The 25,575-nt window shown below is 64.1% G+C and carries 23 protein-coding genes and 1 pseudogene; 12 read left to right on the plus strand and 12 right to left on the minus strand.

The window, feature by feature from the left end; translation table 11 throughout:
• Positions 1 to 199 precede the first annotated feature (199 nt).
• A complete protein-coding gene (locus FJ423_RS29455) occupies positions 200 to 832 on the minus strand; it encodes an HAD family phosphatase (RefSeq protein WP_140846387.1) in 633 nt (210 codons plus the stop codon).
• Between the two features lie 207 nt (positions 833 to 1,039).
• On the opposite strand from FJ423_RS29455, the gene FJ423_RS29460 reads away from it, so the two are divergent.
• The gene (locus FJ423_RS29460; protein ID WP_140846388.1) at positions 1,040 to 1,996 is read left to right on the plus strand and encodes a sugar-binding transcriptional regulator; all 957 of its coding nucleotides are present in this window, start codon (positions 1,040 to 1,042) and stop codon (positions 1,994 to 1,996) included.
• A gap of 20 nt (positions 1,997 to 2,016) precedes the next feature.
• Here the strand turns inward: FJ423_RS29460 and FJ423_RS29465 are convergent, their stop codons facing one another.
• Positions 2,017 to 2,250 carry a hypothetical protein gene (locus FJ423_RS29465; RefSeq protein ID WP_224629626.1) on the minus strand — a complete coding sequence of 78 codons (234 nt, stop codon included), beginning with the start codon at positions 2,248 to 2,250 and terminating at the stop codon, positions 2,017 to 2,019.
• A gap of 62 nt (positions 2,251 to 2,312) precedes the next feature.
• Here FJ423_RS29465 and FJ423_RS29470 point away from each other — a divergent pair, with 62 nt between their 5' ends.
• The 9 genes from FJ423_RS29470 (at position 2,313) to FJ423_RS29510 (ending at position 12,484) form a co-directional block, all read left to right on the plus strand.
• A complete protein-coding gene (locus tag FJ423_RS29470) occupies positions 2,313 to 3,221 on the plus strand; it encodes a LysR substrate-binding domain-containing protein (RefSeq protein WP_140846389.1) in 909 nt (302 codons plus the stop codon).
• A gap of 174 nt (positions 3,222 to 3,395) precedes the next feature.
• Positions 3,396 to 4,706, plus strand: coding sequence for a sugar ABC transporter substrate-binding protein (locus FJ423_RS29475; RefSeq protein ID WP_095768216.1), 1,311 nt, complete (start codon positions 3,396 to 3,398; stop codon positions 4,704 to 4,706).
• Positions 4,707 to 4,849: 143 nt separating this feature from the next.
• A complete protein-coding gene (locus tag FJ423_RS29480) occupies positions 4,850 to 5,722 on the plus strand; it encodes a sugar ABC transporter permease (protein ID WP_095768103.1) in 873 nt (290 codons plus the stop codon).
• A 205-nt stretch (positions 5,723 to 5,927) separates the two neighbouring features.
• Positions 5,928 to 6,752 (plus strand): carbohydrate ABC transporter permease, encoded by an 825-nt coding sequence (locus tag FJ423_RS29485; RefSeq protein WP_140846390.1) that lies wholly within the window; start codon positions 5,928 to 5,930, stop codon positions 6,750 to 6,752.
• 46 nt (positions 6,753 to 6,798) lie between these two features.
• Positions 6,799 to 7,803: an ABC transporter ATP-binding protein gene (locus tag FJ423_RS29490; RefSeq protein WP_140846391.1), complete on the plus strand. Its 1,005-nt coding sequence runs from the start codon at positions 6,799 to 6,801 to the stop codon at positions 7,801 to 7,803.
• On the plus strand, positions 7,800 to 8,570 hold the full coding sequence (locus FJ423_RS29495; protein WP_140846392.1) for an L-iditol 2-dehydrogenase: 771 nt from the start codon (positions 7,800 to 7,802) through the stop codon (positions 8,568 to 8,570). The genes FJ423_RS29490 and FJ423_RS29495 overlap by 4 nt, the downstream gene beginning before the upstream one ends.
• A gap of 148 nt (positions 8,571 to 8,718) precedes the next feature.
• Positions 8,719 to 10,197: a mannitol dehydrogenase family protein gene (locus FJ423_RS29500; protein ID WP_140846393.1), complete on the plus strand. Its 1,479-nt coding sequence runs from the start codon at positions 8,719 to 8,721 to the stop codon at positions 10,195 to 10,197.
• Positions 10,198 to 10,217: 20 nt separating this feature from the next.
• Positions 10,218 to 10,901 carry an HAD family hydrolase gene (locus tag FJ423_RS29505; RefSeq protein ID WP_140846394.1) on the plus strand — a complete coding sequence of 228 codons (684 nt, stop codon included), beginning with the start codon at positions 10,218 to 10,220 and terminating at the stop codon, positions 10,899 to 10,901.
• On the plus strand, positions 10,898 to 12,484 hold the full coding sequence (locus FJ423_RS29510) for an FGGY-family carbohydrate kinase (protein WP_140846395.1): 1,587 nt from the start codon (positions 10,898 to 10,900) through the stop codon (positions 12,482 to 12,484). Before FJ423_RS29505 ends, FJ423_RS29510 begins: the two co-directional genes overlap by 4 nt.
• 363 nt (positions 12,485 to 12,847) lie before the next feature.
• On the opposite strand, the gene ugpC is transcribed toward FJ423_RS29510, so the two are convergent.
• The 6 genes from ugpC to FJ423_RS29540 all read right to left on the minus strand — a co-directional run bounded on the left by ugpC (position 12,848) and on the right by FJ423_RS29540 (position 19,261).
• Positions 12,848 to 13,933: a sn-glycerol-3-phosphate ABC transporter ATP-binding protein UgpC gene (gene ugpC, locus FJ423_RS29515; protein ID WP_140846396.1), complete on the minus strand. Its 1,086-nt coding sequence runs from the start codon at positions 13,931 to 13,933 to the stop codon at positions 12,848 to 12,850.
• 2 nt (positions 13,934 to 13,935) lie between these two features.
• Complete coding sequence (locus FJ423_RS29520) at positions 13,936 to 14,982, minus strand: NAD(P)-dependent alcohol dehydrogenase (RefSeq protein WP_140846397.1); 1,047 nt, start codon at positions 14,980 to 14,982, stop codon at positions 13,936 to 13,938.
• A gap of 14 nt (positions 14,983 to 14,996) precedes the next feature.
• Entirely contained in the window at positions 14,997 to 15,824 is an 828-nt protein-coding gene (locus FJ423_RS29525) for a carbohydrate ABC transporter permease (RefSeq protein WP_181174942.1), read from the minus strand.
• A complete protein-coding gene (locus tag FJ423_RS29530; protein ID WP_140846399.1) occupies positions 15,821 to 16,687 on the minus strand; it encodes a sugar ABC transporter permease in 867 nt (288 codons plus the stop codon). Before FJ423_RS29530 ends, FJ423_RS29525 begins: the two co-directional genes overlap by 4 nt.
• Positions 16,688 to 16,789: 102 nt before the next feature.
• Positions 16,790 to 18,064, minus strand: coding sequence for an extracellular solute-binding protein (locus tag FJ423_RS29535; protein WP_140846400.1), 1,275 nt, complete (start codon positions 18,062 to 18,064; stop codon positions 16,790 to 16,792).
• Between the two features lie 279 nt (positions 18,065 to 18,343).
• Positions 18,344 to 19,261, minus strand: coding sequence for an AraC family transcriptional regulator (locus FJ423_RS29540; protein WP_140846401.1), 918 nt, complete (start codon positions 19,259 to 19,261; stop codon positions 18,344 to 18,346).
• 243 nt (positions 19,262 to 19,504) lie between these two features.
• Here FJ423_RS29540 and FJ423_RS29545 point away from each other — a divergent pair.
• Positions 19,505 to 20,882, plus strand: a pseudogene (locus tag FJ423_RS29545) (MATE family efflux transporter).
• 40 nt (positions 20,883 to 20,922) lie between these two features.
• Here the strand turns inward: FJ423_RS29545 and FJ423_RS29550 are convergent.
• From FJ423_RS29550 to speB, 4 genes are all read right to left on the minus strand, one after another.
• Positions 20,923 to 21,570 (minus strand): amino acid ABC transporter permease, encoded by a 648-nt coding sequence (locus tag FJ423_RS29550; RefSeq protein WP_140846402.1) that lies wholly within the window; start codon positions 21,568 to 21,570, stop codon positions 20,923 to 20,925.
• Positions 21,567 to 22,235 carry an amino acid ABC transporter permease gene (locus FJ423_RS29555; protein WP_140846403.1) on the minus strand — a complete coding sequence of 223 codons (669 nt, stop codon included), beginning with the start codon at positions 22,233 to 22,235 and terminating at the stop codon, positions 21,567 to 21,569. Before FJ423_RS29555 ends, FJ423_RS29550 begins: the two co-directional genes overlap by 4 nt.
• A 66-nt stretch (positions 22,236 to 22,301) precedes the next feature.
• The gene (locus FJ423_RS29560; RefSeq protein WP_140846404.1) at positions 22,302 to 23,102 is read right to left on the minus strand and encodes a transporter substrate-binding domain-containing protein; all 801 of its coding nucleotides are present in this window, start codon (positions 23,100 to 23,102) and stop codon (positions 22,302 to 22,304) included.
• 140 nt (positions 23,103 to 23,242) lie between these two features.
• Positions 23,243 to 24,298: an agmatinase gene (speB, locus tag FJ423_RS29565; RefSeq protein WP_140846405.1), complete on the minus strand. Its 1,056-nt coding sequence runs from the start codon at positions 24,296 to 24,298 to the stop codon at positions 23,243 to 23,245.
• A gap of 215 nt (positions 24,299 to 24,513) precedes the next feature.
• On the opposite strand from speB, the gene gcvA reads away from it, so the two are divergent.
• Complete coding sequence (gene gcvA, locus FJ423_RS29570; RefSeq protein WP_095768121.1) at positions 24,514 to 25,488, plus strand: transcriptional regulator GcvA; 975 nt, start codon at positions 24,514 to 24,516, stop codon at positions 25,486 to 25,488.
• Positions 25,489 to 25,575 lie beyond the last annotated feature (87 nt).

The raw sequence follows: 25,575 nt of genomic DNA on the forward strand, positions 1-25,575 counted from the left end.
CCGTCGATCGGGGGAGAGGTGGCTCGGCGAAGCCGAGACGGAGTGGGGGTCGACCAGCGCTACATAAGACAATGCATTCGCCAAGCTGCCATGCACGCTATCGCCAAAGGCCAGCCGCTTGGAAATGTGTGCATGCCGTAGCCCGCTTTACGGGGAGAAGGTGCCCGAAGGGCGGGGCGGCACCGACGTCTGAAGCTGCTCAGAGCCCCAGTTGCGCCCGCAGCTCTTCGGCGCTGTTGATGATGATCGCGCCGGCCGGGCCTTCCATCGGCGCCTCCGGCCAGAAGATCGTCTTCATGCCCGCAGCCAGTCCGGCCATGGCGCCTGTCAGGCTGTCGTCGACGGCAAAAGCATCCGCCGGATCGACGCCGGCGAGATAGGCGGCGCGCAGGAATGGTTCGGGAAGCGGCTTGCCGTCAATCACGTCGTTGCGGCTGACCGTCATCATCCCCGGATAGGTGAGGCCGACGGCGCGCAGATTGGCGTCGACGATCAGCCGGTCGGAGTTGGACACCACCGCCTGCTCGACGCCGAGCCCGCGCAATTCGTTGAACACCTCGATCGCGCCGGGGCGTGGCTTCAGCGTTTCGGCCAGCGGCAAATAGTGGTCGTATTTGCGCACGATCCAATCGTCGAAGGGCAGTGCGAGGCCGAACTCGTCGCGCAGCATTTCGTAGACCGGCCATGCCGCGATGCCCAGCACGCGCTGATGCAGGTCGGGCGGCGGGGCGATGCCGACGCTGCGCAGCGCCGCCACAAGTGCCGCCTCGTGCAGCGGCTCGCTGTCGACCAGCGTCCCGTCCATATCCCAGAAAACGGCTTTCGGCGTCATGTGCGGCTCCCTTCGCCGATCCCCTTAATCGGTTTCCCGGTGGAGATAAACCGTCCCGCCGGCAAATGGTTGGGCAAGCAGCGGATTGATCCTTCGGGATCAGGAAAGCTTCCAAGCAATTGCTCTTTCGATAGACAATTGCGCGTCGGCGCAATCGCTGTAAGCTATGGCGCCCGTTTCAGCATTCTGCGGGCTGGGAGGCAGGACGTGAATTCGCGACAGGAAATCGGCAGCACAAGGTTGGACGACGCCGCGCGCGCCGGCTGGCTTTATTATGTTGCCGGCAACACGCAGGACCAGATCGCCGCCAAGCTAGGCATCTCCAGGCAGACGGCGCAGCGGCTGGTATCGCTCGCCATGTCGGAGGGCCTGATCAAGGTGCGGGTCGATCATCCGATCGCTAACTGCCTGGACCTCGCCGCGCGGCTTAAGTCGCGCTTCGCGCTCGACCTTGTCGAAGTGGTGCCGAGCGACCCGACGTCGAGATCGACGACGATCGGCATCGCCGAGGCGGCCGCGGCCGAGATCGAACGCCGGCTGCGCTCCGAGGCTCCCATCGTCATGGCGATCGGCACCGGGCGCACGCTGAAGGCGGCGATCGAGCAACTGCCGCCGATGGACTGCCCGCAGCACAAAGTCGTGTCCTTGACCGGCAACATCTCGCCCGATGGCTCGGCCGCCTTCTACAACGTCATCTTCACCATGGCCGACCGCGTCAAGGCGCGGTCATTCCCGATGCCGCTGCCGGTCATTGCGTCCTCGCCGGAAGAGCGCGAGATGCTGCTCAACCAGCCGATGATCCAGCCTACATTGGCGCTGGCGGCCGAGGCCGATGTCACCTTCGTCGGCATCGGCGATCTCGGGCCTAAGGCCCCGCTCTACGAGGACGGCTTCATTTCCGAAAACGAGTTGAAGGCGCTGCAGAAGGCAGGCGGCATCGCCGAGATCGTCGGCTGGGTGTACGACCGCGAAGGCCGCATGATCGAAGGCATCACCAACGATCGCGTGTCTTCCGCCGCGCTGCCGTCGCGGGAAAGGTCGCTGGTCATCGCTCTGGCCATGGGCGAACGCAAGCTGGCGGGCATCCTGGCCGCCGTCAACCGCCGGCTGGTCAACGGCCTCATCACCGACGAACGCACGGCCGAAGCACTGCTTGCCGGCTAATTGCCCATAAAAAGTGCCGGCTATTGCGAGCGGCCGCGCGGATCGTTGCCGTCGAGAAAACCCATGTCGCGCTGCAGATGCTCGGAAAATTCCCGGACATCGAGATAACCGCGCCTGCGGCCCGAAAACCTTGCAAATTCCCGCAGGAGCGTGAAAAACCAGCCTTGTGCTGGGGTGGAAACGAGCTTTTCCTGAACCGTGACCATGATCGTCAGCCTTCGCAATGCTTGAACTGGATTGATCGTCGACCCCAAATATCGGTCTGGCCGGTTCGTGCTTCCAATCAAACCTCGATCATGACCCATAAGGAGGCCTTATGCCCGATCTCAGCTCTCCGCAGCTTGCGCCCCTGCCGCCGCTGCAGGCGATCCGGGTGTTCGAGGCGGTGGCCAGGCACCTGTCCTTCACCAAGGCCGCGCAGGAGCTGGGCATGACCCAGGCGGCTGCGAGCTACCAGATCAAGCTGCTCGAGGAGCGCATCGGCGCGCCGCTGTTCCTGCGCCGTCCACGACAGATCGAGTTGACCGAGCCCGGCCAGCGCCTGGCGCCCGCCGTCAGCGAAGCCTTCGCTATCCTGGGTCAGGCCTATGCCGCGGCGCGCGGTGGCGCCGACGCCCTGCTCTGCATCACCACCGTGCTGACCTTTGCCTCGAATTGGCTGGCGCAGCATCTGGGCGCGTTCCAGCTCGCGCATCCGGCACTTGCCGTGCGGCTCGACACGTCGAGCCGCCTGACCGATTTCGCGCGCGAGGATGTCGATCTCGCCATTCGCTCCGGCGCCGGCAAATGGCCGGGCCTGGAGGCGCATAAGCTGCTCGACGCCGATTTCACGCCGATGCTGAGCCCGAAGCTCGCGGCGAGCATCGGCGGCGTCAGGGAGCCGGCGGACCTGTTGCGCCTGCCGATCCTCGACCCCGGCGACATCTGGTGGACGCAATGGTTCGAGGCCGCCGGCGTGACTGGGCATGATCTCGCCAAACGGCCGGGCTCCAGCATGGGCGCGCAGGCCTATGAAGCGAACGCGGCCATGGCCGGCCATGGCGTTGCGATCCTGACCAGGGCCCTGTTCAAGAACGAGATCGCCGACGGTCGGCTGATCCAGCCCTTCGACCTCGTCGGCGACGACGGCCATGCCTATTGGCTGGTCTATCCGACGGCGCGCCGCAACGTGCCGAAGATCCGCGCCTTCCGCGACTGGCTCCTGGCCGAGATCGCCTGCCCGTAAGCCAATCGCCCTCACCGTCCTCCTCCCTAGGATACCGGCGCGTCGCCCGACCGGGTCGCGCGGCATCATTTCTGCTGCGCTGCAGCACAGATTCAGGGTTGACATAATTCACGCTAAGTGAGTAATTGCTCAGAACCAAGGCAAATGCTCATCTTGGTTTATGGGAGGAATTTGATGAAACTTCGCACGCTCACCCTGGGCCTGTTGTCGGCCAGCGCCCTCGCTTTCGCCGCGCATGCCGAATCCATCACCATCGCCACCGTCAACAATGGCGACATGGTCCGCATGCAGAAGCTGACGGACGACTTCACCAAGGCCAACCCCGACATCCAGCTCAACTGGGTGACGCTTGAAGAGAACGTGCTGCGCGAGCGCGTCACGACCGATATCGCCACCAAGGGCGGCCAGTACGACGTCATGACCATCGGCACCTACGAGGTTCCGATCTGGGCAAAGCAGAGCTGGCTCCTGCCGCTCGACAAGCTCGGCGACGACTATGACGTCAAGGACATCATCCCGGCCATCGCCGGCGGCCTTTCGGTCGACGGCAAGCTCTATGCCGCGCCCTTCTACGGCGAGAGCTCCTTCGTCATGTACCGCAAGGACCTGATGGAGAAGGCTGGCTTGAAGATGCCCGACGCGCCGACCTGGGACTTCATCAAGCAGGCCGCCGACAAGATGACCGACCGCGCCAATGGCGTGAATGGCGTGTGCCTGCGCGGCAAGGCCGGCTGGGGCGAGAACATGGCCTTCCTCACCGCCATGTCGAATTCCTTCGGCGCCCGCTGGTTCGACGAGAACTGGAAGCCGCAATTCGATCAGCCCGAATGGAAGAACACGCTGCAGTTCTATGTCGACCTGATGAAAGCCGACGGTCCGGAAGGCGCTTCGTCCAACGGCTTCAACGAGAACCTGGCCCTCTTCCAGCAGGGCAAGTGCGGCATGTGGATCGACGCCACGGTCGCGGCGTCCTTCGTCTCAGATCCGAAGGCCTCGAAGGTCGCGGACAAGGTCGGCTATGCGCTGGCGCCCGACAACGGCCTCGGCAAGCGCGGCAACTGGCTGTGGGCATGGTCGCTCGCCATCCCCGCCGGCACCCAGAAGGCCGACGCCGCCGAGAAATTCGTTTCATGGGCGACCTCGAAGCACTATCTCGAGCTCGTCGCCTCGAAGGAGGGCTGGGCCAACGTTCCTCCTGGAACGCGCTCCTCGCTCTACGCCAATCCGGAGTACCAGAAGGCGGCGCCCTTCGCGAAGATGACGTTGGACTCCATCAATGCCGCCGACCCGACGCATCCGACCGTCAAGCCGGTGCCTTATGTCGGCGTGCAGTTCGTCGCCATCCCTGAATTCCAGGGCCTCGGCACCACCGTCGGCCAGCTCTTCTCGGCAGCCCTTGCCGGCCAGTCGAGCGTCGACGACGCGCTGAAGCAGGCTCAGGACGCCGCCACCGCGGCGATGACGGAAGGCGGCTACATCAAGTAAGGCTCCTCCCGGTGCCGAACGCCGGTAGCGCATCATGACCGGCAAGGGGCCGCCCGAAACCCAGTTCGGGCGGCCACCCTTCAAAATCGGGAAAATTCTGGCACGACTCTGAAAATCCGGCTGACCTTGGGAGGGTGACCGTCATGGCTACTCAGCAAACCCGTTCGCTTGCCCGTTTCATGATGGCGCCATCGGTGATCCTGCTGTTCGTCTGGATGATCGTGCCGCTGCTGTTCACGCTGTGGTTCTCGTTCCAGCAATACAATCCGCTGAACCCGATCCGTAACGGCTTTGTCGGCTTCTCGAACTACGCGCTGTTCTATTCCAACCCGGCCTTCCTCTCCTCGATCCTCAACACGCTCATCATCGTTGTCAGCGTGCTGGTCATCACCGTGGTCGGGGGCATCCTTTTGGCGTTGTTGCTCGACCAGCCGATCTGGGGCCAGGGCATCGTGCGCATCCTGGTCATCTCGCCGTTCTTCGTCATGCCGCCGGTCGCGGCGCTGGTCTGGAAGAACATGATCATGCATCCGCAATATGGCGTCTTTGCCGATATAGCGCGCTTTTTCGGCGCCGAGCCGATCGACTGGTTCGGCCAGCATCCGCTGACCGCTATCATCCTCATCGTCGCCTGGCAGTGGCTGCCCTTTGCCACGCTGATCCTGCTGACTTCGCTGCAATCGCTCGACGGCGAGCAGAAGGAAGCGGCCGAGATGGACGGCGCCGGCTTTATTAGCCGGTTCATCTATCTGACGCTGCCGCATATGTCGCGCGCCATCACCGTCGTCATCCTGATCCAGACGATCTTCCTGCTGTCGGTCTATGCCGAGATCCTGGTCACCACCAATGGCGGCCCGGGCTATGCCTCCACCAACCTGCCCTTCCTCGTCTACCAGAAGGCGCTCCTGGAGTTCAAAATCGGTCAGGCGTCCGCTGGCGGCGTGATCGCCGTCATTCTAGCCAACATCGTTGCCTTCTTCGCCATGCGCGCCGTCGGCAAGAACCTGGACAAGTAGGGGGAGACGATGCCGCTTGCGCTGAACCACCCCCACTCCGTCCCGCTGCGCGGGACACCTCTCCCCCTGCCCGGGGGAGAGGAAACGCCTGCATCGAAGCCGCGCCCTTCCTCTACCCCGTCGATCGGGGGAGAGGTGGTTTGCGCAGCAAACCGGAGTGGGGGTCGACCCTGCTGCCAACATCGCCGATACGGGAGGACCTGACATGGCACGCGCAGTCACCACCCAGCACAAGACCATCGCCACGGCCGCGGCCTGGATCGTCGCCCTGCTGATCTTCTTTCCGATCCTTTACACGATCATCACCTCGTTCAAGTCCGAGCAGGAGGCGATCCAGGGCTTTGCACTGATCCCGTCCGGCACCATGGAGAGCTATGCCGAGGTGCAGGCGCAGAGCGGCTATTTCAAGTTCTTCCTGAACTCGGTGATCCTGTCGGTCGGCTCGACGCTGCTTGCGATCCTGATTGCGGTTCCGGCAGCCTGGTCGATGGCGTTCTCTCCGACCAAGCGCACCAAGGACATCCTGATGTGGATGCTGTCCACCAAGATGATGCCGGCCGTCGCGGTGCTGTTCCCGATCTACCTGATCTTCCGCGACACCGGCCTGCTCGACAGCCGCATCGGCCTAACCGTCATGCTGATGCTGATCAACCTGCCGATCGTGGTCTGGATGCTCTACACCTATTTCCGCGAAATCCCGGGCGAGATCCTGGAAGCGGCGCGGATGGACGGCGCCTCGCTGTGGAACGAGATCATCTATGTGCTGACGCCGATGGCGGTTCCCGGCATCGCCTCGACCATGCTCTTGAACATCATCCTGGCCTGGAACGAGGCGTTCTGGACCATCCGGCTCACCACCACCAATGCCGCGCCGCTGACGGCCTTCATCAGCTCCTTCTCCAGTCCGCAAGGCCTGTTCTGGGCAAAGCTGTCGGCGGCCTCGACGCTGGCGATCGCGCCGATCCTGATCATGGGCTGGTTCAGCCAGAAGCAGCTGGTGCGCGGCCTCACCTTTGGCGCCGTGAAGTAGCAACGCCCAAGCGGCGGACGACGAAGACCATCCCCGGGAGGAAACCATGGGAAACATCGCGCTCAAGAACGTCTCCAAGTCCTTCGGGTCGACGACGATCATTCCGAACATCGACCTCAACATCGAGGACGGCGAGTTCGTGGTGTTCGTCGGCCCCTCGGGTTGCGGCAAGTCCACGCTGCTTAGGCTGATCGCCGGGCTCGAGGACACCAGCGGCGGCGCCATCAGCATCGATGGACGCGATGTAACCCGCGAGGCGCCGGCCAAGCGCAAGCTTGCCATGGTGTTCCAGTCCTACGCGCTCTATCCGCATATGACGGTCGCCAAGAACATCGCCTTTCCGCTGAAGATGGCCGGCGAGGACCAGGCGACCATCGACAAGAAGGTGAAGGACGCCGCGCGCATCTTGAACCTCACCAACTATCTCGAGCGCCGCCCAGGCCAGCTGTCCGGCGGCCAGCGCCAGCGCGTCGCCATCGGCCGCGCCATCGTGCGCCAGCCTTCGGCGTTCCTATTCGACGAGCCGCTGTCCAACCTCGACGCCGCGCTTCGCGGCACCATGCGGCTTGAGATCAGCGAGCTGCATCATCAGTTGAAGACGACGATGATCTACGTCACCCACGACCAGGTCGAAGCCATGACCATGGCCGACAAGATCGTCGTGCTCAATGCCGGCAACATCGAGCAGGTCGGCTCGCCGATGGAGCTCTACAAGACGCCGAAGAACCTTTTCGTCGCCGGCTTCATCGGCTCGCCCAAGATGAACATGATCGAAGGCGCGCCGGCGCAGAAATACGGCGCCAAGACCATCGGCATCCGGCCCGAGCATCTCAACATCTCGACCTCGGCGGGCGACTGGAAGGCGACAGTGGGCGTTGCCGAGCACCTCGGCTCCGACACTTTCCTGCACGTCCAAGCGGACGGCATCGGCACCATCAATGTCCGCGCCGACGGCGAGGTCGCGGTCAAGCATGGCGATACCGTCTATCTGACACCCGACAAGGCCAAGCTCCACCGCTTCGGCGCCGACGGCAGGGCGCTGGTGCAGTGAGGTTGAAAGGCAAATCGGCGCTGATCACCGGATCGGCGCGCGGCATCGGCAGGGCCTTCGCCGAAGCCTATGCGCGCGAAGGCGCGACAGTCGCAATTGCCGATATCGACATTGAAGCGGCGGAAGCGACGGCGAAAGCGATCGGTTCTGCCGCCTACGCGATCAGGCTCGACGTCACCGATCAGGCTTCGATCGAGGCGGCGGTGAAGGCGGTCGAAGTGAACGCCGGCGGCCTCGACGTGCTGATCAATAACGCGGCGATCTTCGACCTCGCGCCGATCGTCGAGATAACGAGGGCGAGCTACGAAAAACTGTTCGCGGTCAATGTCGCCGGCACGCTGTTCATGCTGCAGGCGGCTGCCCGTTCGATGATCGCGCGTGGCAAAGGCGGCAGGATCATCAACATGGCGAGCCAGGCCGGTCGCCGCGGCGAGCCGCTGGTCGCGGTCTACTGCGCCACCAAGGCCGCCGTCATCTCGCTCACCCAATCGGCCGGGCTCGACCTGATCAAGCATCGCATCAACGTCAACGGCATCGCGCCGGGTGTCGTCGACAGCGACATGTGGGATCAGGTCGATGCGCTCTTCGCAAAATATGAGAACCGGCCCAAGGGCGAGAAGAAGCGGCTGGTCGGCGAAGGCGTGCCTTACGGTCGCATGGGCAAGCCGGAAGATCTCGCCGGCATGGCTGTGTTCCTCGCCAGTGACGAGGCCGAATACATCGTCGCCCAGACCTACAATGTCGACGGCGGCCAATGGATGAGTTGAGGGGGAGGCGCTTCTCTTCGTTCCTCCGGAGAAGACGCCATGGGGCAGGTGAGGGGCAGCATACTGGAATACCGGGTGTTGCCCCTCATCCTCGCCATCCGAAGGAGGCGGAACAGTCGGGCTGCAGATCGGCCAAAGGGTAAATGAGATGACCGTAAGACTCTCTTCCTCCAACCTCGCCATGCTGCCGGCAAAGGTCGCCGGCCCGAAATATGACCGCTCCACCCTGAAGGCGGGCATCGTCCATTTCGGCGTCGGCAACTTCCATCGCTCGCATCAGGCGGTCTATCTCGACAACCTGTTCGGCACCGGCGAGGGCCATGACTGGGCGCTGGTCGGCGCCGGCGTGTTCGAAGGTGAGAAGATCGGTCGCGCCAAGCTGCAGGAACAGGACTGGCTGACCACCGTCGTCGAGCAGGATCAGGGTCATATGAGCGCCCGCGTCACCGGCGCCATGATCGATTTCCTGATGCCCGGCGACGCGGCTGCGATCATCGAGCGGCTTGCCGATCCGGCGATCAAGATCGTGTCGCTGACCATCACCGAGGGCGGCTATTTCATCGACCCGGCCTCCGGCAAATTCAACCCGGCCCATCCCGATATTGTCGCCGACGCACAGCCGGGCGCTGTGCCGAAGACCGTCTTCGGCATCATCCTTGCCGGGCTGTTGCGCCGGCGGGCCGACGGCATCGTGCCGTTCACCGTCATGTCCTGCGACAACATCCCCCATAACGGCCACGTCACCTCCGACGGCGTCATCGGCCTTGCGCGGTTGATCGACGAGGACCTCGCTAAATGGGTGGAGGACAAGGTCGCCTTTCCGAACGGCATGGTCGATCGCATCACCCCGGCCACCACCGACCGCGAGCGCAAGATCCTCGCCGACGATTTCGGGCTGGAGGACAACTGGCCGGTGTTCTGCGAGCCGTTCAAGCAATGGGTGCTGGAGGACCATTTCACCGCCGGCCGCCCGGCGTTGGAAAAGGTCGGCGTGCAATTCGTCAAGGATGTCTCGCCTTACGAGCTGATGAAGATACGCATCCTTAATGGCGGCCACGCCACCATCGCTTACCCGGCCGGGCTGATGGACATCCATTTCGTGCATGAAGCCATGCAGGAGCCGCTGGTGCGCGCCTTCCTGTCGAAGCTCGAGCATGACGAGATCATCCCGACCGTGCCGCCGGTGCCGGATACGAATCTGGAGGACTACTATCAGCTCATCGAGCGCCGCTTCTCCAATCCCAAGATCGGCGACACGATCCGCCGGCTTTGCCTCGACGGCTCCAACCGCCAGCCGAAATTCATCATCCCGACGATCGCCGACCGGCTGAAGGCGGGCGAGGGCGTCGCCGGCCTGGCACTGGAATCGGCGCTGTGGTGCCGCTACTGCTTCGGAACCACCGACAGCGGCGCCGTCATCGAGCCGAACGACCCGAGCTGGGACCGCATGCAGGCGACCGCGAAGGCGGCCAAGGACGATCCGCAGGCCTGGCTGGCGATGGAGGACATCTATGGCGATGTCGGCCGTTCGTCCGTCTTCGCCGAGGCCTTCGCCCGCGCCTTGAAGGTTCTGTGGGCGCACGGCGCGCGCGAAACCCTGACGCGTTACCTCGCCGGCAAGCTCTGAAAGCGCCGGACGCGGCAGCCATGACGCCGGAACTGGTCATCTTCGACTGTGACGGCGTGCTGGTCGACAGCGAGGCGCTTTCGGTCTCGGCGCTGCTCGGCATGATCGAGCTGGCCGGCGGCACGGTGAGCGAGGACGCCGCCTACGAGCATTTCCTGGGCAAGAGCATGAACAGCGTGCGCGAGATCCTCGGCCGCGATTTCGGGCTCGAGATCAGCGATCGGCATCTGACCGCCATGCGCGTCGACCTGATGCGCAAATTCCGCGAGGAATTGAAACCGATCCCCGGCGTCAAGGAACTGCTGCCGAAGCTCGGCCGGCCCTTCTGTGTCGCCTCGTCCGGCACGCTGGAACGCATCCGCTATGCGCTCGACGTCACCGGCCTGCTTCCGCTGCTGGAGCCGCATCTGTTCAGCGCCACCATGGTCGAACGCGGCAAGCCGGCGCCCGATCTCTTTCTCCACGCCGCCGCCGGCATGCGGGCGCACCCGCGCGAGTGCCTGGTGATCGAGGACAGCCCGGCCGGCGTTGCCGCCGCCCGCGCGGCGGGTATGCGCGTCTTTGCCTTCACCGGCGGCTCGCATGCTTCCAATCCCGCCCTGAAGGCGCGGCTTGCGTCGACGGAACCGGACTTTATATTCGCTGACATGCTGCAATTGCCCGATTTGATTGCAGGCCTGGGAGCGAGAGAAAAAGCATCTTGATCAAGAGTTTCGTTTGCGCGGTCGATGTCGGCACCGGGAGCGCCCGCGCGGGCATTCTCGACGTGCGCGGCAACCTGCTCGGCCGCGCCGATCATCCGATCGCCATGCATCAGCCCAGGCCCGATCATGCCGAGCACGATTCGGAAGATATCTGGTCGGCGGTGTGCAAATCCGTGCGGTCCGCGCTCCAAAAATCCGGCGTCGCCGCCGGCGATATTGCCGGCATCTCTTTCGACGCGACCTGCTCGCTGGTCGCGCGCGACAGGCAGGGCGGCCAGCTCAGCGTCTCGGTCACGGGCGAGAAGCGCTGGGACACGATGGTCTGGCTCGATCACCGCGCCATCGCCGAGGCCGATGAATGCACCGCAAGCAGTCACGCCGTGCTCGATTATATCGGCGGTGTGATGTCGCCGGAGATGGAAACGCCGAAGCTGATGTGGCTGAAGCGTCATCTGCCGAGCACATGGAATGTAGCCGGCTATCTATTCGATCTCGCGGATTTCCTGACCTGGAAGGCATCGGGCTCGCTCGCCCGCTCGCAATGCACGCTGACGGCGAAATGGACCTATCTCGCGCATGAGGACAAAAGCTGGCGGCGTGATTTCTTCGATCTCGTCGGGCTCGGCGACCTGTTCGAGCACGGCAATCTGCCGGAAAAGGCAAGCCCGGTCGGCGCCGATATCGGTCCGCTGACGGCGAATGCCGCCGCCGAGCTCGGCCTCACCGAAAAATGCCGGGTGGGCGCCGGCGTCATCGATGCCTATGCCGGCGCGCTCGGCGTTTTGGGCGGTTTTGCCGGCGACGAGAGGAACATCAGCCGGCATTTGGCGCTGATTGCCGGTACATCGTCCTGCGTCATGGCGATGTCGCAAGACCCGCAGCCCTTTGCTGGCGTCTGGGGCCCTTATTACGGCGCGGCATTGCCGACGCTGTGGCTGTCGGAAGGCGGCCAGTCGGCCACCGGCGCGCTGCTCGACCACATCATCCGCTGGCATGGCGCCGGCGGCGAGCCGGACGCGGCCATGCATATGAAGATCGCCAGGCGCGTCGCCGAGCTGCGCGCCGAGGATGGCGAGGCGCTGGCGGCAAGGCTGCATGTGCTGCCGGATTTCCACGGCAACCGCTCGCCGCTCGCCGACCCGCACGCGGTCGGCGTCATCAGCGGCCTGACGCTCGATTCCTCCTTCGACAGCCTATGCAAGCTCTACTGGCGCACCGCCGTCGCCATCGCGCTCGGCGTGCGCCATGTGCTGGAAGCGCTGAACGAGAACGGCTATCTGATCGACACGCTGCATGTCACCGGCGGCCACACCAAGAACCCGCTTTTGATGGAGCTCTACGCCGACGCCACCGGCTGCACGGTGGTCGAGCCGCTGGCCGACGAGGCGGTGCTGCTCGGCACCGGCATGGTGGCGGCGACCGCCGCCGGGATCTACCCTGACCTCAACGCGGCCTGTGTCGCCATGCAGCAGGGCGGCAGGACGCGAGCGCCCAACAAGGAAGCCGGCGCCCGCTTCGATCGCGACTACCGCATCTTCCTCGAAATGCACCGCCAGCGGGAGGCGCTCGACGCGATCGGATAGCTTCCATCCACGCAATTCCGGTTACGCCATGCACACATCTTCTGTGACTGGCGTGACGGATCAGGCCGAGGCTTGATTGCCGCGTGGTTCCCCCAATCCGTCGCTGCTTCGCAGCGCCACCTTTCCCCCTCCGGAGGGAAAGGAAGGGAGCCTTGCTGGACGACAGTTGATGGCTAAAAAGCTTGGCGCCTTTCCTCTACCCCGTCGAACGGGGGAGAGGTGGCTCGGCGAAGCCGAGACGGAGTGGGGGTCGACCAGCGCTACATTAGCCAATGCATGCGCCAAGCTCCAATGCACGCTATCGCCATAGACCAGCCACTTGGAAATGTGTGCATCCCCCAGGCAATTCCGGGCGGAATTGCTCTACTGCTTGCGCAGCGACTTGCCGGTCTCCGCGTCGAACAGGTGGATGCTCTCTTCCTCGAACGTGTAGCGCACGGGCGCGCGTAACTCCGGGCATTCGCGGGCCGGCACCAGCGCGCTGATCTCCTTGCCGCCGGAGCCGAAGGTTACCAGCGCGTCGTTGCCGTGGAACTCGATGAGATCGGCGGTGCCTTGCAGGACGTTGCTTGCACCCACGCCGGCCAGCGTCAGGTCGGGCGGCCGGATCCCGAGCACCACGCGATCGCCGTGCTGCAGGTGGAAACTCTGGCCACCGAGCGACAGCACCGTCCCCGCACCGGTCAGCGTCCAGCCATCCTTGCCCTTGCCGACCGTCACGTCGATGAAATTCATGTTCGGCGTGCCGATGAAGCCGGCCACGAACAGATTGCCCGGGCGGCGATAGATTTCGGCCGGCGAGCCGATCTGCTCGATCACGCCATCCTTCAACAACACGATGCGGTCGGCCAGCGTCATCGCCTCGAGCTGGTCATGCGTGACATAGACGGTGGTGGTCTTCAGCGATTGGTGCAGCCTGGCGATCTCGACGCGCATATGATTGCGCAGCTTGGCATCGAGGTTGGAGAGCGGCTCGTCGAACAGGAACACTTTCGGCGTCTTGATCATGGCGCGCGCGATCGCCACACGCTGCTGCTGGCCGCCGGAAAGCTCGGTGGGCTTGCGGCCGAGATAGGGCTCCAGCCCGAGCGTCTTCGAGACCGCCTCGACCCGCTTCCTGATCTCGTTCGCCGGCACCTTCTGCCGCTTCAATCCGAAGGCGATGTTGTCGAAGATCGTCATGTGCGGATAGAGCGCATAATTCTGGAACACCATGGCGATGCCGCGATCGCCGGGCTCGAGATCGTTCACTACCTTGCCGCCGATCGACACCTCGCCGCCGCTGATATTCTCCAACCCGGCCAGCATCCTGAGAAGCGTGGACTTGCCGCAGCCGGACGGCCCCAGGAACACGACGAATTCATGTTCCTCGATCGCGAGGTTGAGGTCGCGGATGACGGTCGTGGCGCCATAGGCCTTGTCGACATGGGAGCAAACGATCGCGGACATCTTTATCCCTTCTCCCCGGTCAGCAGGATCTGCAGCTTGACGTCCTGCGGCCTGCCTTGCGCCGCGCGCTCGAACGCCTTGATGCTCTCGGAGAAATCATAGGTGCCGGTGATCAGCGGCTTGAGGTCGACCTTGCCTGAGGCGATGAGCTGCAGGGCGCGATCGAAGATGTTGGCGTAGCGGAACACGGTCTCGATGCGCACTTCCTTGGAAATCGCCGCCGGCACGTTGAGCTCGACCGTCTCCACCGGAAGCCCGACCAGCACCACCGCGCCGCCCGGCCGCACCACGTCGAACAGGTTGGCGAAGGCCTTCGGGCTGCCGCTCGCCTCGAACACGATGTCGGCGCCCCAATTGTCGGTCGCCGCCGCGACGGCGTCGACCAGCGATTGCTTGCCGATATCGACCGGCACGATGCCTGGATACTGGGCAGCGATCTCCAGCTTCGGCGCGGAAAAGTCCGAGATCAGGACTTTGGAGCAGCCGCCCGCCAGCGCGGCGAGCGCGATCATGATGCCGATCGGGCCGCAGCCGACGACGACGGCGGCATCGCCGGGCACGATGCGAGCGCGCGCCGCCGCCTGCATGCCGATGGCGAAGGGCTCGACCATCGCGCCCTCGGCGAAGGAGACATTGTCCGGCAGCTTGTAGGTGAAGCCCGCCGGATGAACCGCGTAGGGCGCGAGCACCCCATGCACCGGCGGCGTTGCCCAGAAGCGAACGTCCGGATCGACATTGTAGATGCCGAGCTTCGTTGCGCGCGACGCAAGGTTCGGCACGCCGGGTTCCATGCAGACGCGGTCGCCGACCTTGAGATTCGTGACATTGGCGCCGACCTCGACGATGGTTCCCGAAGCCTCATGGCCGAGCACCATGGGCTCGCGAACTATGTAGCTGCCGATGGCGCCGTGCGTGTAGTAATGCACGTCGCTGCCGCAGACCCCGACCGTGTGGATGGCGATCCTGACGTCGTCCGGTCCGACGTCTTGCGGCAGCGCGATCTCGCGCAGCGACAGTTCGCCTTTTTTCTCAAGCACCAGTGCCCGCATCGGGTATCCTCGCATCAACTTTTCTTTTGCCGGAAAACGGAATTCAGGAAGCCGCTCAGGACGCCGAGGAACAAAAGCGGCGGCAGCGACAGAAGCACGACCGAGGCGTTGAGGATTCCCCAGGGCACGTTCATGCCTTGCTGGGAGAGCTCGGAAGCCACGATCGGCAGCGTCTTGGCGTTGGAGCTCGACAGCATCAGCGCGATCAGGAACTCGTTCCAGGCCAGCACGAAGCTGAAGGCGATGGCGCCGATCAGCGAGCGCGCCGCGACGGGAAGCGCGATCCGCCAGAAGACGGCATAAGCGCCGTAACCGTCGACGAAGGCCGCCTCCTCGATCTCCTTCGGCACGCCCTGGAAGGCCGGGATAGCCAGCCACATGATCACCGAGATGGTCAGCAGCGAATAGGTGACGATCAGCGCCGGCAAAGTGTCGTAGAGGCCAACCTGCAGCCAGATCACCATCAGCGGGATCGCCACCGCCACCGGGGGCAGGAAACGCAGCGACAGGACGAAGAACTGGATGTCGCCGGCGAAGCGGTTGGGATAGCGCGCCACCGCGTAGGCCGCCGGCAGCCCGAGCACGACGCCGATCAGCACCGCCGAACCGCAGGCAACGACCGAGTTGTAGAGCCCGGTCAGCACGCTGTCGCGGCCGAGGATGTAGCCGATGTTGGCCAGCGTCGGCGTGAAGATCACCTTCGGCACCCGCGTGATGATGTCGACATTGTTCTTCAGCGCGTTGAGCGCCGTCCACAGAAGCGGGAACACGGCCAGGAACCCGGCCAGCGCCAGGATGGCCTTGGCGATCAGGCGGCCCGGGCTTATCGGATATGGCTTCATGCCTGCACCCGCTTCCACAGCATGGTGAAGGTGATGACCGTCGCGATCATCATCAGCACCGCCATGGCCGAAGCGTAGGAGACCTTGCCGGACTCGATGAAGCCTTGCGAGAAGGCGTACATGTCGAGCGTCTCGGTCGCGACGCCTGGCCCGCCGCGCGTCATCACATAAATCAGGTCGAAGGAGCGCAGCGACTCGATCATCTTGACGAACATCAGGCTGATCAGCGGCGCCTTCAGCATCGGCAAAGTCACATAGGCATGGATCTGCCAGCGCTTGGCGTGGTCGAGCCTAGCCGCCTCGATCGGCTGCGGCGGCAGTGTTTCGAGCAGCTTCAGCACGATGACAGCGAAGAACAGCCCCCATTGCCAGACATCGACCGAAGCGACGGCGAAGAGCGCGATGCCCGGCTTGGACAGCGGATCGAAGATCAGCCCGCCGGTGATCAGCCGGTAGGGATAAGTGGCGATGCCGTAGAGCGGATGATAGGCGAACTTCCAGACGAAGGCCGCAGAGACACGCGGCAAAAGCACCGGGATGATGAACAAGAGACAGTAGAAATTGCGCAGGCGTGGGCCGGCGACCTCGAACATCAAGACGCCCAGCCCGATCGCCACCACCATCGTCGCTACCACGGTGACGATTTCCCATTTCACCGAAACCCAGACGGCGTTGAGGAAGCGGCGGTCGAGGAAGAGATCGGCGAAGTTCGAGAACCACACCCAGGAGTAACCGGTCGTGCTCAACTCGCGGTTCTGCAAGGCGATCACGATGGCGTAGAGCGTCGGCACCATCGACAGCACCAGGAGGATGGCGAGGGTAGGAACCAGAAATGTGACCGGCAGGGAAGATCGTCGGCGCATTGCCTATCCTTGGATATTTACTGCTGTCTGGTGAAGGTCCCGCGGCGCGCAGGTTCCGGCATTCGGACGAATGCCGGTGACCGCGCGCCGCGGGCGGGAGGATTACTTCTTCTTCACCAGCTCGTTGGCATAGGCCTCGAGCTCGTTGAGGCCGCCCTTGATGTCGGTGCGAGTGCCGGTGACCAGCTCTTCCAGGATGATGCCCCAGCGGTCGCCGAGATCCGGCCAACGCGGATCTTGCCAGAAGTTCACCGCCGTCACCTTGCCGGTGTCGGCCAGCGCCTTGCCGAGGTCGGCGCCGTAGATGTCGGCGAATTCCTTGCTGGAGAGCACGCTGGTGCGGTTCAATTCGCCGAACTGATGCGCGTCGAGCCGGCGCTTCTCGTTCTCCTTCGACGTCGCCCAGGCGATGAACAGGCCGGCGCACTTCTTCGCGGCGTCGTCCGCATTGGCCTTGGTGCCGATGGCAAGCCCATGGCCGTAGCCCCCGCCCGGCAGCGGCGAAGGCGGCGGCAGGAAGCCGACCTTGCCGACCACCTGCGAGGTCTTCGGGTCCACCGCCATGCCCGACAGCGGCGTCGATTCGACGAGGATGGCGACTTGGCCGGAGAGGAAGGCGCCGGTCGATTCGTCCCAGCTGCCGGTCTGCGTGCCGGGGGCCGAGTCCTTGAACAGCTTCAAATAAGCCTCAGTCGCCTTCACGGCGGCGTCCGAATTGAAAGCCGGCTTGTCGCCGTCGAACCACTTGCCGCCATAAGCCTTGAAGAAAGGCATCCAGCGCCAGACATTGGCGCCCGAGCCGCGTGCGCCGCGCAGCGCGATGCCGTACATGCCCTTGTCGGCATTGGTCAGCTTCGGCACGTCGGCGATCAGCTCGTCCAGCGTCTTCGGCGGCTGGATGCCGGCGGCCTCCAGCACGTCCTTGCGATAGACCATCAGGTCGCCGCCGCCGGTCAGCGGCGCGAACCAGACCTTGCCGTCATAAGTAGCGACCTTCTGGCGGCCCGGATCGAAATCGGCGAAATCGTATTCAGCCGGATAATAATCGGTCAGCGGCGCGATCCAGCCCGAGGAAGCGAACAGCGCGACATTGGCCTCGTCGACATAATAGACATTGTAATTGCCGACGGTGGAGGCGTCGGCGCGCGACTTGGCGCGGCGGTCGTTCTCGTTGAGATAGTCGATCTGGAACGAGGCGCCGGACAACTTCTTGAACTCGTCCTTGGAGTCCTCCAGAAGCGTCAGCCCGTCGCGCGGCTGCGCCAGCACCTTGACCGGCGCCGAGCAGACCGGCGCTTGCGCCAGTGCTGCGGTTGAAACGGAAGCGGTAAGCACGAAAGCTGCACCGAGGCTGGCAGCGAGCCGGGTTGATTTCATTGATGTTTCTCCTCCAGGAACAAGCAAGTCCGCGGGCTAAGCGACCCTCACCGTCGCCCGCATGACTGCGACCCGCCGCCAAAATGAGGAGTTGGAAGGGGCGAGACTAGAAGCCTCGTTGCAGCAGACCTGTACTTTTATGCATTGTGCGGCGCAAAAAATGGCACTGGCAGAGTCTGCTCGTCACACGAGTATCAGTACGATTAGAGCAATTCCAGGAAAAGTGTGCAGCGGTTTTCCGTCCGGAATTGCGATGAAACAAAAAGCTAGGTGGCGAAATCAGGCCCGCAGCGTCAGCCGCTGCCGCGACAGCTTGCGGTAGGATGACGGCGTCATCTTGTGCTTGCGCAGGAAGGCGCGGTTGAAGTTCGAGATGTTCATATAGCCGACCTGGAAGCAGATGTCGGTGATCGGGATCTCGGTGTCGGCGAGCAGCTTGCAGGCCTGCCAGAGCCTGAGCTTGGCGACGTGGTCGCTGAACGAGTTGCCGGTGTTCTTCTGGAAGAAGCGCGAGAAAGTGCTTTCGCTCATCCCGGCCAACGCCGCCACCTCCGGCAGCTTCAGATCCTCGGCAAAGTGCTGGAACAGATAGGTCAGCGAGCGCTGGATAATATCCAGCGATTCCGCGTCGAGAAGCGGAGAAAAATCCGGCGACGACAGAAGCTCGTATTCCTGGGTGGTGGCCAGAAGGTCCAGCAGTTCGAGGAACATGCGGAACCTCGCCAGCCCATGCACCTCGCCCATTCGTTCCATCAGCTCGGCGCCGTCGAGCGCCGTCTGGCCATGGAAGACCATGCCGCGCAGCGAGCGTTCCAGGAACGGCTCCAGCTCGCGCAGCTCCGGCAGCAGCCCCGAGGAGCCGCGCAGCCGTTCGGGATCGAATTGCAGCACGATATCGCGGCCTTCGATAAGCTCGCCGGGTTGCACTGCCGTCACCCAGTCATGCGGCAGCCCGCCGCCGACGATGGTCAGATAGCCCGGCCCGAACTCGCCGATATGGTCGCCGACCAGCACGACGCCGGACGATTTCCGCAAGAGATGGATTTCGTATTCGGGATGGAAATTCCAGACATTGCGCTCCCACGGATAATCGTCCAGCCGCCACAGGAAGCTCTCGCTGGCCTCCGTCACGATGTGCTCGAAGGCGGGCGCCGTGCGCGGGATCGCGGCTGTGTTCTTTCTGCGCCTGAACGGCATTCGTTCCTCCCGGCAAGGCGCGCCGGCTTAATATGCCAGGGCATCCGTAGCAGCCCCCGGCCGGCAAATGAAAGAGGCGTCGCGGAATCCCGGCTCCGCCTGGATCAATCGCTAGCCGGGGCTCGTCCCTTGCCAACATGTCGCATTTCGTTCACAAGGCGACGCAAATGGCGCCATTTTGCGCCATTGTTGTGCGGCTTCCGGCCCTTTGGCCGACGCGCCGTGTTCTGAAAGAGCGGAACAATGTCTGCGATCGAAGCCGGCGCTCGCGCGCCGGAAAACCTTTGGCGTCAGGAAATCAGGGCAATGATCGCGCTCGCCTGGCCGATGGTGCTGACCAATCTCGGCCAGACCGCCATGACCGCGACCGACGTCATGATGATGGGCCGCCTCGGGCCCGACACGCTCGCCGCCGGCGCGCTCGGCTCCAACCTGTATTTCATGCCGCTGATCTTCGGCCTCGGCCTGATGCTGGCGACCTCGCCGATGATGGCGACCGAGCTCGGCCGTCGCCGCCATTCGGTGCGCGACCTGCGCCGCACCGTGCGCCAAGGCCTGTGGCTGGCGATCCTCATCTCGATCCCGATCTGGATTTTTCTCTGGCATGGCGAAGCGGTGCTTTTGACCATGGGCCAGAAGCCGGAGCTCGCGCATGAGGCCGGCATCTATCTGCATTGGCTGCAATGGGCGGTGCTGCCCTTTCATCTCGGCCCTGGAGCGCCCGGGCTGGGCGCTGATCATCGTTTTCGTCGCGGTCGCCTGCAACGCCTTCTTCAACTGGGTGTTCATGTTCGGCAATCTCGGCGTCAGGTCGATGGGCATCGCCGGCTCGGGCCTCGCCACGACTTTGTCCAGCACCCTGATGTTCGTCGGCCTCGCCGCCGTGGTGATCAAGGAGAAAAAGTTTCGCCGTTACCGTCTGTTCGGCCGCTTCTGGCGCGCCGACTGGCCGCGCTTCCGCGGCCTGTTGAGGCTCGGCCTGCCGATCGCCGGCATCCTCGCCTTCGAGGTGACGATCTTCAACGCAGCGGCCCTGCTGATGGGCCTGATCGACGCGGATTCGCTGGCCGCCCACGCCATCGCCATCCAGATCGCCTCGATCTCCTTCATGGTGCCGCTCGGCCTCAACCAGGCCGTCACGGTACGGGTCGGCCTGGCGCATGGCGCCGGCAACCCTGAAGGCGTTTCGCGCGCCGGCTGGACGGCCTTCGTCATCGGCGTCTCGTTCATGGCGCTGATGGGGCTGGTGATGATCCTGTGGCCGCATGCGCTGATCAGCGCCTTCATCGATCTCACCGATCCGGCCAATGCAAGGGTGATCACGCTTGCCGTCTCGTTCCTGGTGTTTGCAGCGCTTTTCCAGATTTTCGACGGCGCCCAGGCGGTGGCCGCCGGCATGCTGCGCGGCTTGCACGACACCAAGGTGCCGATGATCTACGCAGCGATCGGCTATTGGGGCGTCGGCCTGCCGCTCGGCGTGCTGCTCGCCTTCCATTTCGGCCTGAACGGCGTCGGCATCTGGATCGGCCTGGCCTCGGGACTGGCCGTGGTGGCGGCGCTGCTCCTGGCACGCTGGCTCCGGCGCGACCGCATCGCGCCGCAGCTCGCCTTCGGGCATTGATCGACAAAGGCTGCGGTCCGGTCGGCGGCCTTTTGGCGGCTCAGCGCGCCCCTGCACGCTGCTCCAGCCGCCGTGCATATTGCGTCAGCGGGAAGCACATGACGAAGAAGATCAGCGCAACCAGCCCGTAGACTTTGAACGGCTCGAAGGTCGCGTTGTTGATCGCGTTGGAGGTCCTGACCAGTTCCTCGAAGCCGATGATCGAGGTCAGCGCCGTCGATTTGATGAGCTGCACCAGGAAGCCGACGGTCGGCGCGCGGGTGATGGCGAAGGCCTGCGGCAGGATGATCAGCCTGAGCTCCTGCAGATAATGCAGCCCGAGGCTGGCGCCGGCGTCCCACTGGCCGCGCGGCAGCGCGTCGACGCCGCTGCGCCAGATCTCGGCCAGATAGGCGCTGGCAAAAAAAGTGAGCCCGAGCGCCGCTGCCGTCCACGGTTCGATACGCAACCCCAGCATCGGCAGCCCGAAGAACATCAAAAAGAGCTGCATCAAGAGCGGCGTGCCCTGGAACAGTGCGATATAACCGGAGGCGATCCGCTTCACCCAGTTGTTCTTGGCGATGCGGAAGAACAGCACCACCAGCCCGACCAGCGCGCCGCCGACGAAGGCGGCGAGCGACAACAGCACCGTCCAGCGCGCGGCGAGCAGCAGGTTGCGAACGATGTCCCAGAAGGTGAATTCGATCATGACACGCCCGCCCCCAGAACACGGCGGCCGCCGCCGACCAGCAGCCGGCGCAGCCCCATGGACAGGCCGAGATACACCATCGTCACCACGAAATAGGTCTCGAAGGCGCGAAAAGTGCGCGCCTGCAGCATGTCGGCCTCGTAGGTCAATTCGCGCACCGCGATCTGCGACACCACGGCCGATTCCAGCATCATGATGACGATCTGGCTGGTCAGCGCCGGATAGATCACTTTCAGCGCCTGCGGCAGCACGATCTTGACGAACACCTGGCGGGGCCTGAGGCCGAGCGCCAGCGCGGCTTCACTCTGGCCGCGCGGCACGGCGTCGAGCCCGGCGCCGACGATCTCGATCGTATAGGCTGCCATGTTGAGCGTCATCGCCAACATCGCGGCAAGGATCGGATCGAGCCTGATCCCGAGCGTGGGCAGCCCGAAGAAGATGAAGAACAGCTGCACCAGGAATGGCGTGTTGCGCATCACCTCGACATAAATGCCGATCGCCAGCTGAAGCGGCTTGGGGCCGTTTCTCTTGCCGGCCGCGCCGAGGATGCTGAGGAACGTGCCCGCCAGCGTGGTGACGGCGATCAGAAGGAGCGTCGTCGCCGCGCCGCGCGTGATCGCGCCCACGGCGCCCGCAAGCCAGCCGAAGTCCAGGCTGTAGCCCATGGCGATTGACCTTGTTGGAACAGGCGGAGCGGCCCAGCGCTTGTCATGGCTGGGCCGCTCTCGAGATCAATCCTTCAGGTTGTCCGGATTAAGCGGGGTCTTCAGCCAGGCCTTCGAGCTCTCGTCAAGCTTGCCGTCGGCCAGCATCTTGGCGACGGCGTCGTTCACCGCCTTCTTCAGCCGGTCTTCATTCTTGTTGAGGCCGATATGCGAGGGCGAGGTGAGCAGCTGGAATTTCTGCTCCGGCTTCAGCGCATCCTGCTTGGCCAGCACCTGGGCGCCGACATCGTTGCCGACCACCATCAGCTGCGTCTGGCCGGAGATGAAGGCCTGGATGACGGAATTGTAGTTGTCGAAGCGGCGGATGTCGGCCGAAGCCGGTGCTGCCTGGGTCAGCGAGGTATCCTCAAGCGTGCCGCGATTGACGGCGACCGACTTGTCGGCGAGGTCTTCCTTGCCTTTGACGGCAAGCTCGGCCGGGCCGATGACGGCGATGTAGTAAGGCGCGTAGGCGGCGGCGAAATCGATCACCTGCTCGCGCTCCTTGGAGTAGCCGACGCTCATCAATATATCGACGCGCTTGTCGGTGAGATAAGGGATGCGGTTCTGGCCGGTTACGCTGACCAGGTTGAGCTTCACCTTGAGTGAATCGGCGATCGCCTGTGCGACGTCGATGTCGTAGCCCTTGATGCTCATGTCGGCGCTGGCCGAGGAGAAGGGCGGGAAGTCCGAGAAAATGCCGACATTGATGGCGCCGGCCTTGGTGATGTCGTCGACGGCGTCGGCTTTCGCCTGCGTGGCGAGGCCGGCGGCGCTGAGTATCATCGCCGCTGTGATTACGGATTTGAGTGCGTTGCGAAGTAACATTGTTATTCCCCTGCTGGAAGCTTGTTGTTGAAACCGGCCGCCGGCTCCAGCGCGGCGGTCGTGTTGGGAGAGCAATTCCGGAAGACGCGGTTTAGGCTTGGCGCCTTGGCCATAGCGTCCGTCTGGAATTGCGCGAGGCATCAGCCCTTCTTGATCGCTGGGCTGAACACCATCAGGCTCAGAATCTCGAACAGGACCTGCGCGCCCACATGGGCGGTGTTGGTGGTCGCGTCATATTGCGGCGCCACCTCGACCACGTCGCCGCCGACGATGTTGAGGCCCTTCAGCCCGCGCAGCAATTCGAGCACCTCGCGCGTCGTCAGCCCGCCGACTTCCGGCGTGCCGGTGCCGGGCGCGAAGGCCGGATCGATGCTGTCGACATCGAAGGAGATGTAGGTCGGGCCGTCGCCGACGATCTTGCGCGCCTTTTCGATGATGGCCGGGATGCCGAGGCCGGTCACCTCCTCGGCATGCACGACGGTCATGCCGGACTCGTAGGTGAATTCCCACAGATATTCGGCCGAGCCGCGGATGCCGATCTGGATCGTGCGCGATGGATCGAGCACGCCGTCCAGCACCGCGTTGCGGAACGGACCGCCATGGTGGAACTTGGTCATGTCGAACAGCCCGCTGGTATCGCAATGGGCGTCGATATGGATCATGCCGACCGGGGTCTTCTTGCCGACCGCCTTCAGGATCGGATGGCTGATCGAATGATCGCCGCCGACGGAGAGCGGCAGCACGCCGGCGTCGACGATCTGATTGGTCCGCTTTTCAATGTCCTCGTGGCTGATCTCCAGCCGGTAGCGGCTGCGGAACGGCGTGTCGCCGATATCGGCGACGCGCAGCTCATGCGTCGGCGCGCATTCCAGCACATGATTATAGGGGCCGATGCGCTCGATGGCGCGCAACGCGCGCGGCCCGAAGCGCGAGCCGGGACGGTTGGTGACGCCGAGATCCATCGGCACGCCGATCATCGCCACCTGCAGGTCGCCAAAATCCGGATTGTCGGCCGCGATCTCGCGGTAGGGCGCGGCGAGGAAGGTCGGGATGCCGGAATAGGGGGCGAGGCGTGTGCCCGACTTGTTGAAGATCTTGTCGGCGACCTTGCGGAATTTCGGGTCGAACATCTCGCCGCCATGGCTCTCGCCATATTTGCGGCGCAACGTTTCGAGCTTGCCGCGATCGTAACCCATATCCCGTCCTCCTCTTGCCTGCCTGCAGCGCTGCCCGCATGGACGATTTGCCAAGCCAGCCTGTTGTCCGGCTGGATCGCTGTCCGCCGCTGCGTTGCGGATTCCACGTCTCTTGAAGCTGTTCCGGGCAAAAGTGTCGGGCAGCCGCTTTGAAAAATCAATTGATATTGTTAGGGTCTTGGCTGTGAGAAAATCTCACAAAGGAGGAGCCCCTCATGGCCAAGCGCCTGCCGCCGCTGAACCCTCTGCGCGCCTTCGAGGCCACGGCGCGGCACGCCTCGCTGACCAAGGCGGCGGGTGAGCTCAATGTCACGCACGGCGCCGTTAGCCACCAGATCAAGGCACTCGAGCAGTCGCTGGGCGTAAAGCTCTTCGAGCGCAGCGGGCAGCGCGTGAAGCTGACGCCGCATGGCGCGGAGTTCCTGCCGGCGGTCTCGGCGGCCTTCGAGGGCATCGCCGCCGCCACCCAGCGCATGACGCGACCGGCAAGCGCCGGCGCGCTGTCGGTCTCCTGCGTGCCGGCGCTGCTCTTGCTCTGGATGACACCGCGGCTCGGCTCCTTCACGGCGCAATATCCGGACATCCAGCTGACGCTGATCCCGTCCAACGATCCCAAAGACATCCGCGCCGCGGACATCGACGTCTGCGTGCACTATGGCGACGGCAGCTGGAGCGACTGCTGGATACGCAAGTGGTCCGGCCTGGAGCTGTTTCCGGTTGTCAGTCCGACGCTGATCAACAACCGCCCGATCCGCAGCGTCCGCGACCTCGCCGACCACGTCTTCCTGCATGGCGACGATGGCCGTGAATGGCACACCTGGCTGGCCGCCGCCGACGCGCTCGATCTCGAACGCGGCCGCCGCCACCGTCTCGGCGATGCCCGCATGGCGACGGAGGCCGCCGTGCACGGCCATGGCGTGGCGCTCGGCGATTCTGTCACCGCGCGCGCCTTGCTCGCCAGGGGCATGCTCGTGGCGCCCTTCAGTTTGTCGGTTCCGGCGGTCGACGATTTCTACGTCGTCTGCCGCAACGAGATGCGCTCGGCGCCGATCGTCCAGCTCTTCATCGACTGGCTGTTCGCCGAGAAGGAGCAGGACGAGGCCCGCGCCGATGCGCCGGTCGCCGGCCGCGTGCCGAGCCGCAGAAAACGCCCCGCCCTCAAGGTCATAGGCGCCAGGACCGCATCCTGACGGCTGGACTTGCAAAGCTGCTTTTTGTCGGGCCAGCTTGCAAAGCAGCAAGCGCGTTCGAAAATACGGTGCTAAGAGGCAGTTGCT

This window comes from Mesorhizobium sp. B2-8-9 (genome assembly GCF_006439475.1).
In the GTDB taxonomy this organism is placed as follows: Bacteria; Pseudomonadota; Alphaproteobacteria; order Rhizobiales; family Rhizobiaceae; genus Mesorhizobium.

Bases quoted from the DNA above. Each gene is read 5' to 3' on its own strand.
- FJ423_RS29455 (WP_140846387.1), bottom strand. From the start codon at position 832: ATGACGCCGAAAGCCGTTTTCTGGGATATGGACGGGACGCTGGTCGAC.
- FJ423_RS29470 (WP_140846389.1), top strand. From the start codon at position 2,313: ATGCCCGATCTCAGCTCTCCGCAGCTTGCGCCCCTGCCGCCGCTGCAG.
- FJ423_RS29475 (WP_095768216.1), top strand. From the start codon at position 3,396: ATGAAACTTCGCACGCTCACCCTGGGCCTGTTGTCGGCCAGCGCCCTC.
- FJ423_RS29480 (WP_095768103.1), top strand. From the start codon at position 4,850: ATGGCTACTCAGCAAACCCGTTCGCTTGCCCGTTTCATGATGGCGCCA.
- FJ423_RS29485 (WP_140846390.1), top strand. From the start codon at position 5,928: ATGGCACGCGCAGTCACCACCCAGCACAAGACCATCGCCACGGCCGCG.
- FJ423_RS29490 (WP_140846391.1), top strand. From the start codon at position 6,799: ATGGGAAACATCGCGCTCAAGAACGTCTCCAAGTCCTTCGGGTCGACG.
- FJ423_RS29500 (WP_140846393.1), top strand. From the start codon at position 8,719: ATGACCGTAAGACTCTCTTCCTCCAACCTCGCCATGCTGCCGGCAAAG.
- FJ423_RS29505 (WP_140846394.1), top strand. From the start codon at position 10,218: ATGACGCCGGAACTGGTCATCTTCGACTGTGACGGCGTGCTGGTCGAC.
- ugpC (WP_140846396.1), bottom strand. From the start codon at position 13,933: ATGTCCGCGATCGTTTGCTCCCATGTCGACAAGGCCTATGGCGCCACG.
- FJ423_RS29520 (WP_140846397.1), bottom strand. From the start codon at position 14,982: ATGCGGGCACTGGTGCTTGAGAAAAAAGGCGAACTGTCGCTGCGCGAG.
- FJ423_RS29525 (WP_181174942.1), bottom strand. From the start codon at position 15,824: ATGAAGCCATATCCGATAAGCCCGGGCCGCCTGATCGCCAAGGCCATC.
- FJ423_RS29530 (WP_140846399.1), bottom strand. From the start codon at position 16,687: ATGCGCCGACGATCTTCCCTGCCGGTCACATTTCTGGTTCCTACCCTC.
- FJ423_RS29535 (WP_140846400.1), bottom strand. From the start codon at position 18,064: ATGAAATCAACCCGGCTCGCTGCCAGCCTCGGTGCAGCTTTCGTGCTT.
- FJ423_RS29540 (WP_140846401.1), bottom strand. From the start codon at position 19,261: ATGCCGTTCAGGCGCAGAAAGAACACAGCCGCGATCCCGCGCACGGCG.
- FJ423_RS29550 (WP_140846402.1), bottom strand. From the start codon at position 21,570: ATGATCGAATTCACCTTCTGGGACATCGTTCGCAACCTGCTGCTCGCC.
- FJ423_RS29555 (WP_140846403.1), bottom strand. From the start codon at position 22,235: ATGGGCTACAGCCTGGACTTCGGCTGGCTTGCGGGCGCCGTGGGCGCG.
- FJ423_RS29560 (WP_140846404.1), bottom strand. From the start codon at position 23,102: ATGTTACTTCGCAACGCACTCAAATCCGTAATCACAGCGGCGATGATA.
- speB (WP_140846405.1), bottom strand. From the start codon at position 24,298: ATGGGTTACGATCGCGGCAAGCTCGAAACGTTGCGCCGCAAATATGGC.
- gcvA (WP_095768121.1), top strand. From the start codon at position 24,514: ATGGCCAAGCGCCTGCCGCCGCTGAACCCTCTGCGCGCCTTCGAGGCC.